The sequence below is a fragment of the Scytonema sp. HK-05 genome (genome assembly GCF_963872035.1).
In the GTDB taxonomy this organism is placed as follows: domain Bacteria; phylum Cyanobacteriota; class Cyanobacteriia; order Cyanobacteriales; family Nostocaceae; genus Kalymmatonema.
The window spans coordinates 1-14,515 of record NZ_CAWMYC010000128.1 but is presented as its reverse complement, the minus strand read 5'-3'; the positions used below and the strand labels follow the sequence as shown (position 1 = coordinate 14,515).

The following is a 14,515-nucleotide window of genomic DNA, read 5'->3' as shown; positions in this document are numbered from 1 at the left end:
ATAATACATTTTTTCATCTCTACATCCTACACCCAACTCAAAAAGGTTCACTGATGAACACAGACAAAAAATTAGCCCCCTTGACACAAATAGGTCGCCGTTTTGTCCTCACAGCAGGAGGTGCATTCTTTGCATCGCTCTTCTTTGCTAGTTGCGGTCAAAAACAGAGTGAATTAACTTCTAATACTGCTCAGGCAAGTAACCAAACAGATGTAATTAAAGTTGGAGTCACTGGCATTGTCTCAGAAGATATTTTGAAATTTGTTAATAAGAATCTTGCGCCTCAAGAGAAATTAAAAATAGAGGTAGTTAAATTTAATGATTGGATACAGCCTAACACGGCGTTGAGAGATAAAGTGATTGACGCTAACTTCTTCCAACACAAACCTTTTATGAATAATGCTATCAAAGAACTCAAAATCAATCTAGTGGCATTGAATACAGTTTACTTAAACACACTTGGTCTTTTTTCCAAGCGGCTCAAGTCAGTCAATGAAATTCCTCAAAATGCAAGCGTTACAGTTGCCAATGATGTTATCAATAACGACCGAGGGCTGCGGTTACTAGCAGCAAATGGGCTAATCAAGTTAAAGGAGAATAGCAAGGAATTCGTCACCCAGAAAGATATTGCTGAGAATCCCAAAAATTTAAAAATAAAGGAAGTAGAAGGAGTACAAGTAGTCCGAGCTATTAATGATGTAGACTTCATTGTATCGACCTCTCAAACAGTTGCTCTTGCAGGGATAGAACCAAATTCTATGGGTCAAGAAACAGCCAAGGACACAAAATACGCTCTGGCATTGGTCACATTACAGAACCGAGAAAACGAAGCCAAGATTCAAAAATTGAATAAATTGCTCATTCATCCACAAGTCAAGGATTTTATTAACAAAGAGTATAAGGGAAGACTTATACCTGTGTTTTAAAGAATGATTATTACAGTAGCCTTTGTGATGTACAAAATATTAACAAATGAACAAAAAACAAGAAAATGTGCATTCTTTTCTCATTCAACGCCGTTTTTTTCTGATAGCGGCAAGCTCTTTTGCGGCATCTGCATTTTTTTCTAGCTGCAGCAGCAGTCAGAGCGAATCGTCTGCCAATACCTCTACAAATACAGCAGCTTCGACAGTTGCAGCAAGCCAAAAAAAAGAGGTCTTAAAAGTCGGTGTATGGGCAGTGATTTCCGAAGATATTTTGAAATTTATCCAAGATAATCTGACAGCCAATGAGAGTTTAAATATTCAGATAGTTAAGTTTAATGACTGGATACAACCTAATACGGCACTAAAAGACGGGCAAATAGATGCCAACTTTTTTCAGCACACCCCGTTTATGCAGAATGCGGCTAAGCAACTCAACCTCAATTTGGTGATGCTGAATTTGGGTTTCCTAACTCCGATAGGTATTTATTCTAAGCGGTACAAGTCTCTAGCCGAGGTTCCGCAAAAAGCGACTATCGCCGTTTACAACGATAAAAGTAATGGCGATCGCAGTTTAAGATTACTAGCAGCCCAAGGTCTGATCAAATTTAAGGACAGCTTGGGAGAATTCGCAGGCGTCAAAGACATCAAAGATAACCCCAAAAATGCCCAATTAAAGGAGTTAGAAGGACCAGCGATCGTGCGATCGCTCGACGATGTAGATTTAGCTGTATTATCAGCTAGCCTTCGTTTACAAGCAGGGCTGCAATTACAACCCCTCGTGCAGGAGTCAGTAGCACAGAAACGCTATGCTGTAGGGCTAGTCACATTGCAAAGTAAAGAAAACGATCCCAGAATTCAGAAGCTTAACAAGCTGATCAACGACCCCAAAGTCCGGGATTTTATCAACCAAAAATATCAAGGTGCTGTATTACCGGTGTTTTAATGAATCATGATTGAGGGTCGTCCAAAATTGAAGAATAAGGTTGAGGTTCCCTGAGGCGTTTTTCAATGTGGTCATGCCTAAACTTGGCAATTTCTTGATAAATCTTCTTACGGGCTAAATTGATGCTGCCCACAGGCGCGTGTTCAGGTAGGGTATGCCAAGGCGAGAACGAGAGTCCCTCATCCAACCGCTTACGCTCCTCGAAGTCGAACTTCTGGGCGGGAATTCTGAGTGTAGCCACCTTAATAAAAGGCGAGTCCTCCTCTTTCCACTCCTGCGTTGGGTCTTCGATGGGCGTCTTCTCGTCGTTGACATACAGCTGCACCAAGAAGTCAAATCTTGCTTCCTTGCCTTCCTCCGTCAGGTATTTGACTATTGCCTCGCGCAGATAATTCTCTGAATCGGACTTTGAACCGGGAACCTCATCCTGTTGCTGGGGTTTGATGGAGAACTTGATGATGTGGGAACCTAATTGAAAAGGTGTGGTACTCCAATACTGGATGAACAGCGGATTGGTAACTTGTTTGCTCACAATCGTTTTAATGATTTCAAAGGTCGGTTCGAGCGATCGCAGCACTTGCGGATCAGCCTGACCGATACCCGCTTTAGTCAGGTTAGCAAACCCTTGGACATCGCGCACAATGAAGACCGGGTGATTGAGCAAAAGGAAGTCCTGGGTGTTCTCCTCGTCGTCAAGCACTTTCTGACCCTCGACGTTTAGGAGTTTGATAGCCACGCCGCGTATATCCGGTTCGTGGTCTGACTTGAACTTTCCGCGCTTCTGTGCTTCTGAAGCATTGGTGAAATGCACCCAGATCGGATATGTCTGGGGCTTGGCAAAGATTCCTATCTTCAAAGATTCAGGAATAGAGTCATCGACTCGGAATTCTCCCCAGAGTAGACCGTGGCTTTTGGTATGATCCTTGCGCAGATCAGGTCCTTTTTCTGCTTGAACCTTTAGATCGATCTCCAAAATTGTATCCGCAGCTTCTTGCGCAGCAGCAGATAGGCTTGAATTGCTCATACCTTTCTCCTTTAGTACAAATGTTTTAGAATAAAGTTTGACTCAAAAACTCAGATCTTCTCAAGGTAGAAGTACTCTTCTACTGCATCTACTAGGGCGAACACTTGACTGGGCGTCAAGGACTCGAACTAAAGAGGATTTCTGCAACAAAGCAAACTTACTGCATAGATAGGCGATTGCCCGTGAGGGCGCAGCGTTCCCTTGGAATCGCCATTGTGGAGGTTGAAAAGTTGTAATCGTGGGGAATGCGTTACTGTCATTACTAGGACTGTGGTGTGCAACACAAAACTTACACAAATCGCTCAAGTCGCATAACTTAAACTTTTGATGTTTGCTTCCTGCTTCTACCAGGGGAGACGGCTCCTTTCCTGTCCACAGGCGTTGATTCCGCGCTTGCCCTCCGGGTTCGCAGTCGCTTCAAGCCGGGGAACCCGTCCAACGCGCTGCTCACCGCACGTATTTTTGACTTTGGGGCATTGTTCAAATTTATTGCCGCGTTCAAGTCACGGCATTGAACATGACCACACGCTCCACATCTATAAACTCTTTCTGACAAAGGCATCGGTTGAACACTACCGCAACTAGAACACGTTTTTGAACTTGGAAACCACCTATTAACTATCTCTAGTTTTGTTCCGTAAAATGCTTCCTTGTAAGTCAGCATTCTGCGAAACTCATACCAACCTAAATTAGAAATCGCTTCTGATAGTTTGTTATTGGCAATCATCCCTGATACGTTCAAATCCTCTATCCTAATACGGTAGTATTTTCGGCTAATCTCGGTCGTAGTTTTTTGTAGAAAGTCTTTACGGATATTGGTAATATGAGCGTGAGATTTTGCTAGTTGAGCAAAGTATTGTTTTGCATTTTTTGATGCTTTAATATCTTTGCGACGGTTTCCAAGCTGCTTTTTACGATTGCGCCACTGTTGCTTATTTAGCTTGGTTTTCGCTTTTTTTAAGCTACTAGGCGTTTCTCGTGTTGAACCATCTGATAACGTCGCAAATGTTTTGATACCTAAGTCGATTCCAACAGACTCAACTTCATGAATCACTGGAGGAGCTTTTTCAACATCTAAACTAAAAGAAACAAACCACTTATCAGCCATTCTAGAAATCGTAAAAGATTGACTAGAACACAAAAATGGTATTGGTTGCTTTAGTCTAAATTCTCCCAACCCTGGTATTGTAATTCTTTTCCCAGGCTGCAATACTTGCCTGTTTGTAAAAGGCAGCATTGGCTCACATGCCGTCGGATACACACCTGATTTTTTCAGAACAGTAAAACTGTCTCCTTTCTTTTTGGTTTTCATTTGCGGAAAACCAGATTCTTGTTGACGCCATTTTTCAAAAGCTTTTGCTAAGTTTCGTAGAGCGTTTGAGTAGATGGCTGAAGGATATTGCTGCATCCATACGTAATCTGGATTAGTTTTTACGTAGTTAGTAAAAACTTTCTCTATTGCTGCTAGTCGTTTAGAGTTGGATGCTTTTATTCCTTCAAAGTCCCAAGAATTTGTAAGCAAGGATAAGCCAAAGTTATAGACAAATCTAGAAAACCCAGCACATCCAGCTAGTTTACTTCTTTCCTTATTATTAAGTTTTAGTTCTAGCTTTAAAGAGTACATTGGTTGTCTGATGATTGTCTTTTTGCTATAAATACTAGTATACCAGTTATCAAACAAATTAACAATGCCTTTTCCAAAATTTCAACCAGAGGGAGACAAAGCGTTAGACAAAACACCATTTCAACTAAAGGTTAAGCCAGGATTAAGAGAAAGGATAAAAGCAATACCAGGGTGGCAGTCCTTGTTAAGAGAGAAATTGGAGGAATGGGTAGAAGATTGGGAGCGAAAAGTTGAGAAATAAGTGATTTGTTAAGGTATTTGGGTACTTAGTAATACATCCAGGTATTCGCCTGCGAAGATGTAGACATCTGCCAAAGACGAGATGAAAGGTTCTTGTCGCTCATGATTCTACCTCATCGGCTCCGTAACATTAGCCTATAGATAGACGTTGAATCTACAAAACTATCTAAAGACAGATAAAATATGTCTCATCCCCCTATTGAACAGCAGATTACCTTTTTGTATACCCAAGATTTAGCCACCACAACGCGCTTTTATGAAGACACCCTGGGCTTGGAGTTGTGGCTTGACCAGGGTAGCTGTCGGATTTATAGTGTCAGTGGCTCTGCTTACTTGGGATTGTGCCAAGTAGGCGAAACATCGATTTTTCCAACAGACAAGCAATCAAATGTCATCTTTACCTTGGTAACGCAGCAGGTGGATGAGTGGTTTGAATACCTTAAAGAACGTGGTGTTGAATTTGAAAAACCACCTATATTGAATGAAAAGTACAAAATTTACCACTGCTTTTTGCGCGATCCCAATGGTTATTTAATTGAAATTCAACGTTTCGAGACTGGTTGCTAACCAAAAGATGAACGATGAAATATAAAGGCTAAATACTTTATACTTTATAGTTCTTCTGCCAACTTGAGATGTACCTAGGCAAAACCATGCCAACTAACCTCATAATTTTCATTGCTGCACTCATTGTCGCGTGGTTGGTCTTCCGAGCTTTGCTCAGTCTACTACAAACAGCAATTAGTACGGCGATCGCCATTTTTGTCATTGTCGTGATCTTGATGGTTTTTGGTTTTAGTCCCCAAGATCTGATGCGAGAAATCGCCAACCTACCTCAAATTCTGAAGCAATTTGTAACGGAGGTGAGGAAAATACTAGGGTTGTAATTTACTCAGGTATCTTAGGAAAAATTCTTGTTGTCATTCAAGAGTATTTCTGGGAGGAGCAGACGACATTCCTGTCCATTTTTTTGCTGCTCCATTGGAATTTTGATAGAAAACTTTAGTCTTTCTGTAAAATTTCACAAACTATTATATCGAATTACTATATTTCGGCTGAACTTAATTTACTGATTATAACTCAACAAAAATTAACTTGATTTTTACAGCAGTTTATGAGAATATTTTGCTTATAATTTTTAATATACGGTAAATTAATCAATTTACTGTATTTAAAAAGAGCTGGTATTAGACTGAGATAGGTGATGAGACATAAGTGCTTTGGCTGATGGCTGAACTCCCAACTATTGACATTGAGGAGTAAATAGAAATGATTCATTTTAAACAGCACAGCTTTCGGCAAAGCGGAGCATGTAGAGCTAAGACGCTTGGAAGCTTGTTGATTACAAGTTCTTTGATGAGTTTCATAGTTTCTGGCTGCTCTGGGACTGGTACAAATGTTGCTGGAAACTCCGCAAATTCCCTGGCTACGCCAGTTAGCAATCAAAATTTACAAAGAACAAGTTCCATTCGTTTAGCCTTCCAAAAGGGAGGAGGTGCTGTCCCCATTGCCCGTCAACGCGGGGACTTAGAACGTGAGCTAGCTGCTCAGAACATAAAAATTGAATGGAGCGGTCCGTTTGACCGTTGTGCATCTCTCTTACAAGCCCTCAACGGGAATAGAGCTGACATAGGCGGTTGTGGTGATATTCCGACCATATCTGGTATAGCTGCGGGACAGCCGCTTTGCATTGGAGCCGTGCAGCGTCCCAGACCAGATGCCTTAGGTAGTGCGATCGTTGTGCGTGGAGACTCTTCTATTCGCAAACCTGCTGACCTGATTGGCAAAAAAGTTGCTGTCAATCAGGGTGGTGCAGGCGAACACCTATTATTAAAGGTTTTGGAAAAAGAGAATATCCCCAAAGACAAAGTCCAACGGGTTTACCTGAGTCCAAATGATGCTGCACCCGCCCTCTACCAAGGTTCTGTTGATGCTTGGGCAGTCTGGGAACCCTATATCTCAATTGCCGAACTCGAACACGGTGCCCGTCGGATTACCACAACTCATCCAGCCCCACCATACAGTGTTCAGGTTGTGCGGAGCGGTGCTGCTGCTGAAAATCCAACTGGTGTAAAAGCCGCCCTGATTCGTTTGAATAAGGATGCTGAATGGGTAAATCAGCATCCAGACAAAGCGGCTGAATTTATGGTCAAGGAAGTGAAAGTTTCTCCAGCTGTAGCCAAGCGGGCAACGAAAAATCGAGGTCCAGAGCAACTTGTTTTTCCGAACGTTGACGATGTTGCCAATCTCCAGAAGACAGCTGACTGGATGCTGGAGCAAAAGATGATTCCCCAACGGGTAAATATTGCTGCTGCGGTTTGCCCTTTAGAAACCACAACCGCCAAATGAAAGATGAAGGAGATGAGGGAGTCACAACCTTGTTGATTCGAGCTTTTGAGCCTGTTAAAGATGCGATCGCTTCCAGCGGGGCTAAGTCCTGCGGTGCCGCCAGGCTTACGCCCATCGCCTACGGTGGTGATGTCATTGGTTTGGTCCGGAATGCCGTACAACGGCGCGAACAGTTGGTAGTTAGTTCAAATAATTAAATACAATGGGAAACAAATTTACTCGCACTGTAGAATTAATTACAGTTGAAAAGGCACTAGAAGCTGTAAAAGCAGCTCTAGACGAGAGCCAGCGCTTGGGAATAGCTGTTTCCGTATCCATTCACAACTCACTGCTTGTTCAAATAGCATACGCCCACGGAGATGGAGCAACTCCTCACAGCGCAGAAACCAGTAAACGCAAGGCTCAAACCGCCGCCTCAACCCGCCGTGCCTCTGGATCGTTCTCAGAAAAGCTTGCTGTTAGTTTACCATTAGCATCGGGTAACCTGCTTACAAATCTAGGCGGAGGTTTACCGATACGCTTTAATGGGACTCATGTGGGTGGAATTGGCGTGGGAGGTGGAACAATCGAACAGGATATTGCAATTGCTCAAGCAGCACTTCAAGCCATTGGTGCTGATCCACTAGAGTAAGGGGAGTGAGGGAGACAAATAATAATTAATGGCTCTTGAGTCTTGACTTATGACTAACCTAGAACTCTTAGAAGCTGATCAATGGTTTGTCGATAGCCCTGAACTGAAGCAATTTGTTGCTACAGTTCAAGAAATTAGTGAACAAACTAGACACAACCGCAGTGAAACTGTAGCTACCCTCGAACCTTATTTCACCGCACTACTTGCTCAACAAGGGTGGCTACCAGACCAGTTTGCTGAACCTAACCCAGATAGCGCGATGGGAGGTGGTATCGGTCAATGGTTGCTATACAGAGCAAAAGACCGTTCACTCACAGTCTTTAGCTTGGTGATTCCCCCAGGTTCAACGACTCCTGTCCACGACCATCTTGCTTGGGGACTCGTTGGTTTATATAAAGGAAGACAAGAAGAAACTGTCTACAGACGCGTGGATCAAGGCGAAACAGAAGGACACGCTAAATTAGAGGTGGTTGAAGTGCGTCAACTGAAACCAGGCGATATTTATTACCTGTTACCTCCAGAAGGAGATATCCACGCAGTCAAGACAACAACAAGATTTGCACCATCAGTCTCGATTCACGTTCTCGGTAATGATACAGGATGTGTTTTGAGAAATCAGTATAAGCCAGAACAAGAAAGCGTGCGATCGTTTCGCTCTGGATACTCCAACGCACCCTGTAAAGAGGAGAAAAATCATGCCCAAGTTTGAAAGACCGCAACCCCCTGTTTTTGAGCGCGTTGAAGACGAACGCCTCTACCGTAAGCAACGCCTAGCCGCTGCTTTTCGCGTCTTTGCCCGTTTTGGCTTCAGTGAAGGCACCGCAGGTCACATTACAGCCCGTGACCCTGAATTTACAGACCATTTCTGGGTCAATCCGTTTGGGGTTTATTTCGGTCACATTCGCGTTAGCGACCTCATCTTAGTTGATAGAGAGGGTGAAGTGGTCAAGGGCAATTATCCTGTCAATCGAGCCGCCTTCGCCATCCACTCCCAGGTTCATGAGGCTCGACCCGATATTGTCGCCGCTGCACATGCTCATTCACTTTACGGCAAAGCCTGGTCAAGTTTGCATCGCCTGCTTGACCCCCTCACCCAAGATGCTTGCGCCTTTTACGAAGACCATGCATTGTTTGATGACTACAAGGGTGTCGTACTAGATACCACAGAAGGCAAGCGAATTGCGGAGGCTTTAGGCAATAAAAAAGCAGCTATTTTGCGTAACCACGGTCATCTGACAGTAGGTCACACCGTTGATGAAGCAGCATGGTGGTACATTACTTTTGAGCGTTCAGCTCAAGCTCAATTGTTAGCCGAAGCCGCAGGCAAACCCATTCCCATTGACCCCGACACCGCCCGTTTAGCACAAAGCCAAGTTGGAACGCATAGAGGCGGGTGGTTCAGCTTCCAACCACTGTACGAAAAGATTGTGCGTGAAGAACCCGATTTGCTGGATTGATGACCACAGCCCGCTAGCGAAGAGGGAAAATTTCTCCTCTTTGCTAATTTCCAATGCGATCGCCGCAGGCGGGCAGTCCGTGCCATCGCGCCGGGCGCGGGCACGGACTGCCATCGCACTTATCGCGAGCCACCTGGGTCGGAGTAACGCTTACGCTCACAGCATTTGAGTTATTCTTTAAATAAATATTAGTTGGCATTTTGGCAACTGCGCCAATTTTATGAGCAGTATCGTAGGTGTTAATACGTTCTTGCACAAAAAATCACACAGCACAAGGCTAAAACCTCCTCTTACCGGTGAGCTACCGGGTCTTGTAATGCACGACGCTACATGAGTGCCAGCCCGATGCAGTCGTGGTTTTAAACCCCCTAAGTGATAGCTTAGGGGTTTTTCTTTTAAAAATTATGCTTACTGGAAATTAACTAGCATTAATGTTAAATTTGTTTCTTCTAAATTACCATGAAGTTGATATTGATCAGCATAAGTGGGTCAAGAATTTCATAAAAAAAGTCAGGATGTTTGGTCATGTCTAGCAAACATCCTGACTTTGTTGAATTTAGGCAACGCTTGCAGTTTGTCTTTCCCGTCGCGCTACTTCTGCACGAACTAACGGAATCACTTCGCGACCGTAATCAATCGCGTCTTGTAACGGATTAAAGCCTCGGATTAACAAAGTTGTTACTCCGGCTTCGTAGTAATCCACTAAAGCCTCTGCCACTTGTTCAGGCGTGCCAACTAAAGCAGTTGTGTTACCTGCGGCTCCTGTTGCCGCTGCAACTGGCGTCCATAGGCGCTTGTCATGAATCTCCCCTTGTGCGGCAAAGTCTAGTAACCGTTGCGATCCCACTGCTTGAGGTCGTGCTGAAGTTGTTACCTTCTGCCCACCGCGTAACTCAACTATCCGCGCTAAGATTTCTTGCGCCCGTTCCCATGCCTTTTCTTCAGTTGTGCCGAGAATAGGACGCAGGGAGACACTAAACCGTAGTGTCTTTCCAGGTGGCGCGGCTGCTTTAACTTCTGCAATTCGCTGTTTGATTGCTGCAATTGGTTCTCCCCACATGGCATAAACATTGGCGTGTTTTGCACCTACAGGAACAGAAACAGAGGATGCGCCGCCAAAATAAATCGGGATGTGGGGCTTTTGCAAGGGTTTGACATCAGAGAAAGCTTGTTTGACACGATAAAACTCACCCTCATAATCAAAAGGAGTTTCGCTAGTCCAAACTCGCCGCACAATCTCCAAATACTCGTCTGTGCGACGGTAACGAGTATCGTGGTCAAGCCAGTCGCCGTCCTTTTGTTGGTCAGCATCACTGCCACCAGTAATGATGTGAATGGCTATGCGCCCATTGGTGAAATGGTCTAAGGTTGCTGCTTTACGGGCTGCCAAAGTGGGTGCGACAAAACCAGGTCTGTGGGCAATCAAAAAGCCCAGTTTTTCTGTCACAGAAGCGGCATAACTCGCAACGCCAAAGCCATCTGGACTGTTGGAATTGTAGCCTATGAGTACCCTGTCGAAGTCACCTTTTTCATGAGCTTGAGCAAACTCGCGCACATAAGCTGGATCGATGATGTTATCTGATATTGTCCCTGGCGGTCCGTCTAATTCCGAAACAGGTCGCGTCCGGATCAAGCCAATAAACTCAACTGGCATGGGTAAACTCCACTTAAAAATTTTGCAATCAGGCAATGTTCTGCTGAGATAAGTGCCAATGAAACCGTTTCCTGGGGGGTTTTTTGTGAATTGTGCCTCCCCAAGGAACCGGAAACTTAGCTGGTTATAGGCAATGTTTTAAAACTGAGATGGCTTATGCTGTCTGGTACTTTGACTGATTGCGTTCTCTATATCTACGGTATCTCAATCAAGATACGTCTATTTATAAAATGGAACTTATCATAAATAGCTGATACAAGCAAGGCTATTTCGTGAAGTTTGGTAAAAAATGAGCTGGAAAAATCTTGCTCTTTTGCGAACCTCGTGTCACAATCGCTTTAAAACGGTAAACAGATAGATTTACAGTATTTTAACCATAGCTTGAAAATTTTTATCCTCAAGGTTTTTCCACTCTACACAAGAGTCATTCAATTTGTCATTCGTAATGAATCATTCAATGACGAATGACCATTAAGTCATTACCTTTGTATTTTCCAAGGATGAATCAAGGTGTCTACCTACTGGCAGCGCTTCAAATTCAAGGCTGCTTGGCAGTCGATTTGGAAGCGGTTTGAATGGCAAAAACGCTTAACGCGACTTCTAAAAAGTTTGCAGCAGAGTGTGGTGTTGATGTTCGTTTTGGGCGGCTGCATGGCTTTGGCTGTTGCAGGTTTCTCGGTGGGCGATCGCTCTCATACAGCTGCTGCAAATCCCACTCTTACCGCCGCTAACTTGTCAAACGTAACGTTGCGTGTCGCCAAGTACAAAGGCGGCTGGGATTTGCAACTCAAATTAGCTGGGCTGGATAATTTTCCCTACAAAGCTCAATTTACAGAGTTTACAGGAGGCAACTTGATGGTGCAGGCGATTAACGCCAAAGCGATTGATATTGCCTCGTGTAGCGAAACTCCGCCTATATTTGGGATTGAGTCCAATGCAGCAGTGAAGATTATTGCAGCCACAAAAGGTCCGACTGTGGGTCAAGTCGTGCTTGTGCCGAAGAACTCTACAGCAAAAACAATCGCCGACCTCAAAGGCAAGAAAGTGGGCTATATCAAAGCGACTACTGCCCATTACTTCCTGATTAAAATGCTACAGGAAGTTGGTCTGACAATGAACGACATTAATGCAGTTGCTCTGTCTATCCCCGACGGGCTTTCTGCTTTTAGGAGGGGCGACCTTGATGGTTGGGCTACCTACGGTTATTCGATTCCACAAGCCAAGAAAGAGGGAGCAAGGGTACTGAAATCTGCAAAAAATATCCTCAGCGGGAACTTCATGATTGTAGCGGCTCCTGAAGCGATCGCCGATCCAGCAAAGAAAGCGGCGGTTTCAGACTTTCTGTGTCGCATCAAAAAGTCACAAAATTGGCGCGAATCTAATCTGAAGAAGTGGTCGAAGGAATATGCGACTGCTATTGGTGTTGAAGAAGCGATCGTCTACCAAAATGCTAAGGAAGAACAAGAACAGCGCCGTTCAGAATTGCTGCCTACTTCCAATCGGGCTATAGCCTCTCAGCAAGAAGTCGCGGATACGTTTTTCAAAGCGGGTGTTCTGAAATCAAAGGTGGATGTGAAATCGGTTTGGGACAACAGTTTTAATGAGGCAATTACCAAGTGCAGCTAACTAAGACTGACTTTTTGATGAGACTATTCTATACATCAAACTCACCATACGCACGCATTGGGGTAACTACACTCGAACTCAATCTCGGTAAGCAAGTACAAATGCAGAAAGTTACTGTGCGTGATCCGAATAGCTACTTGCTGAATTACAACCCTACAGGCAAGGTTCCAACTCTAGAAACCAATGACGGTATCTATGACACACTCAGTTGATTTACGCTCAGAAAAGACTGTTGCTAGTACACTCGTTAGCGCAACAACAACTCCAGATTTATTTGAGCGCGTCGAGGCTTTAGCTGCTGACTTTGGGATTCGCGCCGCCGCACACGACCGAGATGGCACTTTTCCCTTTGAGAACTTTGAAGCGCTGCATGAAGCACAACTTTTGAGTCTCACTGTTCCACAGGAATTTGGTGGTCAAGGTTTGGGGTATTCTGTGATTTGCCGAGTGATTGAAACCATCGCAAAAGGTGATGCTTCCACTGCCCTGGTGCTGACAATGCACTATCTCCAACACGCCAACGCCGCCCGCACTCGTCGTTGGCATCCGGCATTATATGAACGACTTTGCCGCGAGTCTGTTGAAGGCATTGCCCTGCTGAATGCTGCCCGTGTTGAACCAGAATTAGGAACACCTGCCAGAGGAGGACTCCCCGCAACTACTGCCCAACGAAAGCCTGATGGTTGGCTGTTGACAGGTCACAAGGTATACACCACAGGTAGTCCCATCCTGCGTTATTTTGTGGTTTGGGCGCGGACTGATGACGAGGAAGTTCAAGTTGGGAGTTTTCTTGTTCCTCGCGATATTCCTGGTTTGCAAATCGAGAAAACTTGGGATCATATGGGAATGCGGGCAACAGGTAGCCACGACCTGATTTTGGAAAATGTCTTCATCCCGACAGAATATGCCTTAGATGTCCGCCCCGTCAAAGCTTGGTCGCCTGCCGATCCGTTACTGTTTGCAGGTGGAAGTCTGTTGCTGAGTGCGCTGTACCAAGGAGTGGCGACAGCGGCGCGAGACTGGCTGATAGGCTACTTACACGAGAGAACGCCTTCTAATTTGGGCGCAAGTTTGGCAACCTTGCCGCACTTTCAAACAGCTATAGGTGAGATAGAAACGCTATTGTATACAAACAACCGATTGATTTATGCTTCTTCGGCTGAAATTGATAAAGGAGAGTATGACAATGCCGTAGGTTTACAGGCACAAACAGTCAAATACATTACTACTAAGAATTCGATTCGGGCTGTAGAAATCGGACTAGAACTGGTTGGTAATCCCGGTCTCTTCAGGAAAAATCCTATAGAAAGATACTACCGGGACGTTCTCTGTAGCCGCATCCACACTCCGCAAAATGATGTGATTTGTTTATCTTTGGGGAAAAAGGCTTTAGGCGTCAAATAATTCACAGTTAACGGTTGACACTCAACAGTCAACGAAATGGCGATCGCGTGCAGGTAACGTCCGCAAAGAAACGCAGATCGCTGATGAGAAATTCTGATATCCACCACTTAAGACTAAAAAGTGTGTTAAATCTCTTAAGTAAAGTTCCTTAATAATTGAGGCGACACTTAGATGCCTGATATTGTAGATACTGCAATTAACGCAGGTTCTTTCAACACTCTAGTAACGGCTATTACCACTGCTGGTCTTGATACTGCGTTGAAGGGTTCTGGTCCATTTACGGTTTTTGCGCCAACAGACGAAGCTTTTTCCAAACTAGAATCAGGCTTTGTGGAATCACTGCTAGAGGATGTCATCCAGCTTAGAAAGGTTCTAGAATATCATGTGGTCTCTGGCAAAATTGCAGCGGCTGATTTAGCCCAGCTTAAACAGGCGACAACGACTGCCGGATCAGATATCAAAATTGATGCCTCCAATGGTGTTAAGGTGAACGACGCTACAGTTGTGACTCCGGATGTCGCAGCTGATAATGGTGTCATCCATGTGATTGACACTGTATTATTACCTCAATAAGTATTGTTGGTAAGCTTACCCCCGGCTGAAGCACGGGGGCATTCGCCACCGAGTCCAGAGCGGT

Annotated in this window: 18 protein-coding genes; 14 read left to right on the top strand and 4 right to left on the bottom strand. The window is 44.5% G+C overall.

What is annotated here, in order from left to right; genetic code table 11:
* Positions 1-53: 53 nt before the first annotated feature.
* Positions 54-926 carry a MetQ/NlpA family ABC transporter substrate-binding protein gene (locus AACT52_RS28275; RefSeq protein WP_073634158.1) on the top strand — a complete coding sequence of 291 codons (873 nt, stop codon included), beginning with the start codon at positions 54-56 and terminating at the stop codon, positions 924-926.
* 46 nt (positions 927-972) lie between these two features.
* Positions 973-1,869 carry a MetQ/NlpA family ABC transporter substrate-binding protein gene (locus AACT52_RS28270; RefSeq protein ID WP_073634157.1) on the top strand — a complete coding sequence of 299 codons (897 nt, stop codon included), beginning with the start codon at positions 973-975 and terminating at the stop codon, positions 1,867-1,869.
* Between the two features lie 4 nt (positions 1,870-1,873).
* Here the strand turns inward: AACT52_RS28270 and AACT52_RS28265 are convergent, their stop codons facing one another.
* The gene (locus tag AACT52_RS28265; RefSeq protein WP_073634156.1) at positions 1,874-2,893 is read right to left on the bottom strand and encodes a catalase family protein; all 1,020 of its coding nucleotides are present in this window, start codon (positions 2,891-2,893) and stop codon (positions 1,874-1,876) included.
* A 316-nt stretch (positions 2,894-3,209) separates the two neighbouring features.
* Positions 3,210-4,517: an RNA-guided endonuclease InsQ/TnpB family protein gene (locus AACT52_RS28260; RefSeq protein WP_073634155.1), complete on the bottom strand. Its 1,308-nt coding sequence runs from the start codon at positions 4,515-4,517 to the stop codon at positions 3,210-3,212.
* Between the two features lie 64 nt (positions 4,518-4,581).
* Between AACT52_RS28260 and AACT52_RS28255 the strand changes: the two genes are divergently transcribed.
* From AACT52_RS28255 to AACT52_RS28220, 8 genes are all read left to right on the top strand, one after another.
* Positions 4,582-4,758 (top strand): hypothetical protein, encoded by a 177-nt coding sequence (locus AACT52_RS28255; protein ID WP_198941006.1) that lies wholly within the window; start codon positions 4,582-4,584, stop codon positions 4,756-4,758.
* A gap of 182 nt (positions 4,759-4,940) precedes the next feature.
* Positions 4,941-5,324: a VOC family protein gene (locus AACT52_RS28250; RefSeq protein ID WP_073634154.1), complete on the top strand. Its 384-nt coding sequence runs from the start codon at positions 4,941-4,943 to the stop codon at positions 5,322-5,324.
* A gap of 86 nt (positions 5,325-5,410) precedes the next feature.
* Positions 5,411-5,644, top strand: coding sequence for a hypothetical protein (locus tag AACT52_RS28245; protein ID WP_073634153.1), 234 nt, complete (start codon positions 5,411-5,413; stop codon positions 5,642-5,644).
* 382 nt (positions 5,645-6,026) lie between these two features.
* On the top strand, positions 6,027-7,106 hold the full coding sequence (locus AACT52_RS28240) for an aliphatic sulfonate ABC transporter substrate-binding protein (protein WP_073634152.1): 1,080 nt from the start codon (positions 6,027-6,029) through the stop codon (positions 7,104-7,106).
* Positions 7,103-7,303 carry a hypothetical protein gene (locus AACT52_RS28235; RefSeq protein WP_073634151.1) on the top strand — a complete coding sequence of 67 codons (201 nt, stop codon included), beginning with the start codon at positions 7,103-7,105 and terminating at the stop codon, positions 7,301-7,303. Before AACT52_RS28240 ends, AACT52_RS28235 begins: the two co-directional genes overlap by 4 nt.
* A 5-nt stretch (positions 7,304-7,308) precedes the next feature.
* Positions 7,309-7,737, top strand: coding sequence for a heme-binding protein (locus AACT52_RS28230; RefSeq protein WP_073634150.1), 429 nt, complete (start codon positions 7,309-7,311; stop codon positions 7,735-7,737).
* A 49-nt stretch (positions 7,738-7,786) separates the two neighbouring features.
* Positions 7,787-8,446, top strand: a complete 660-nt coding sequence (locus AACT52_RS28225) for a cysteine dioxygenase family protein (protein ID WP_073634149.1) — start codon at positions 7,787-7,789, stop codon at positions 8,444-8,446.
* Complete coding sequence (locus AACT52_RS28220; protein ID WP_073634148.1) at positions 8,433-9,194, top strand: class II aldolase/adducin family protein; 762 nt, start codon at positions 8,433-8,435, stop codon at positions 9,192-9,194. The genes AACT52_RS28225 and AACT52_RS28220 overlap by 14 nt, the downstream gene beginning before the upstream one ends.
* Positions 9,195-9,237: 43 nt before the next feature.
* Here the strand turns inward: AACT52_RS28220 and AACT52_RS28215 are convergent, their stop codons facing one another.
* Positions 9,238-9,450 (bottom strand): hypothetical protein, encoded by a 213-nt coding sequence (locus tag AACT52_RS28215; RefSeq protein ID WP_143172901.1) that lies wholly within the window; start codon positions 9,448-9,450, stop codon positions 9,238-9,240.
* Between the two features lie 300 nt (positions 9,451-9,750).
* On the bottom strand, positions 9,751-10,848 hold the full coding sequence (locus AACT52_RS28210; RefSeq protein ID WP_073634147.1) for an LLM class flavin-dependent oxidoreductase: 1,098 nt from the start codon (positions 10,846-10,848) through the stop codon (positions 9,751-9,753).
* A 510-nt stretch (positions 10,849-11,358) separates the two neighbouring features.
* Here AACT52_RS28210 and AACT52_RS28205 point away from each other — a divergent pair.
* The 4 genes from AACT52_RS28205 (at position 11,359) to AACT52_RS28190 (ending at position 14,451) form a co-directional block, all read left to right on the top strand.
* The gene (locus AACT52_RS28205; RefSeq protein ID WP_233154095.1) at positions 11,359-12,474 is read left to right on the top strand and encodes an ABC transporter substrate-binding protein; all 1,116 of its coding nucleotides are present in this window, start codon (positions 11,359-11,361) and stop codon (positions 12,472-12,474) included.
* Positions 12,475-12,491: 17 nt separating this feature from the next.
* Positions 12,492-12,686: a glutathione S-transferase N-terminal domain-containing protein gene (locus AACT52_RS28200; RefSeq protein ID WP_143172900.1), complete on the top strand. Its 195-nt coding sequence runs from the start codon at positions 12,492-12,494 to the stop codon at positions 12,684-12,686.
* Positions 12,670-13,878: an acyl-CoA dehydrogenase family protein gene (locus tag AACT52_RS28195; RefSeq protein WP_073634146.1), complete on the top strand. Its 1,209-nt coding sequence runs from the start codon at positions 12,670-12,672 to the stop codon at positions 13,876-13,878. The genes AACT52_RS28200 and AACT52_RS28195 overlap by 17 nt, the downstream gene beginning before the upstream one ends.
* A gap of 171 nt (positions 13,879-14,049) precedes the next feature.
* Positions 14,050-14,451 carry a fasciclin domain-containing protein gene (locus AACT52_RS28190; protein ID WP_073634145.1) on the top strand — a complete coding sequence of 134 codons (402 nt, stop codon included), beginning with the start codon at positions 14,050-14,052 and terminating at the stop codon, positions 14,449-14,451.
* Positions 14,452-14,515: the final 64 nt, after the last annotated feature.

Bases quoted from the DNA above. Each gene is read 5' to 3' on its own strand.
- AACT52_RS28235 (WP_073634151.1), top strand. From the start codon at position 7,103: ATGAAAGATGAAGGAGATGAGGGAGTCACAACCTTGTTGATTCGAGCT.
- AACT52_RS28230 (WP_073634150.1), top strand. From the start codon at position 7,309: ATGGGAAACAAATTTACTCGCACTGTAGAATTAATTACAGTTGAAAAG.
- AACT52_RS28225 (WP_073634149.1), top strand. From the start codon at position 7,787: ATGACTAACCTAGAACTCTTAGAAGCTGATCAATGGTTTGTCGATAGC.
- AACT52_RS28260 (WP_073634155.1), bottom strand. From the start codon at position 4,517: ATGTACTCTTTAAAGCTAGAACTAAAACTTAATAATAAGGAAAGAAGT.
- AACT52_RS28275 (WP_073634158.1), top strand. From the start codon at position 54: ATGAACACAGACAAAAAATTAGCCCCCTTGACACAAATAGGTCGCCGT.
- AACT52_RS28210 (WP_073634147.1), bottom strand. From the start codon at position 10,848: ATGCCAGTTGAGTTTATTGGCTTGATCCGGACGCGACCTGTTTCGGAA.
- AACT52_RS28265 (WP_073634156.1), bottom strand. From the start codon at position 2,893: ATGAGCAATTCAAGCCTATCTGCTGCTGCGCAAGAAGCTGCGGATACA.
- AACT52_RS28195 (WP_073634146.1), top strand. From the start codon at position 12,670: ATGACACACTCAGTTGATTTACGCTCAGAAAAGACTGTTGCTAGTACA.
- AACT52_RS28220 (WP_073634148.1), top strand. From the start codon at position 8,433: ATGCCCAAGTTTGAAAGACCGCAACCCCCTGTTTTTGAGCGCGTTGAA.
- AACT52_RS28255 (WP_198941006.1), top strand. From the start codon at position 4,582: ATGCCTTTTCCAAAATTTCAACCAGAGGGAGACAAAGCGTTAGACAAA.
- AACT52_RS28270 (WP_073634157.1), top strand. From the start codon at position 973: ATGAACAAAAAACAAGAAAATGTGCATTCTTTTCTCATTCAACGCCGT.
- AACT52_RS28250 (WP_073634154.1), top strand. From the start codon at position 4,941: ATGTCTCATCCCCCTATTGAACAGCAGATTACCTTTTTGTATACCCAA.
- AACT52_RS28200 (WP_143172900.1), top strand. From the start codon at position 12,492: ATGAGACTATTCTATACATCAAACTCACCATACGCACGCATTGGGGTA.
- AACT52_RS28245 (WP_073634153.1), top strand. From the start codon at position 5,411: ATGCCAACTAACCTCATAATTTTCATTGCTGCACTCATTGTCGCGTGG.
- AACT52_RS28240 (WP_073634152.1), top strand. From the start codon at position 6,027: ATGATTCATTTTAAACAGCACAGCTTTCGGCAAAGCGGAGCATGTAGA.
- AACT52_RS28190 (WP_073634145.1), top strand. From the start codon at position 14,050: ATGCCTGATATTGTAGATACTGCAATTAACGCAGGTTCTTTCAACACT.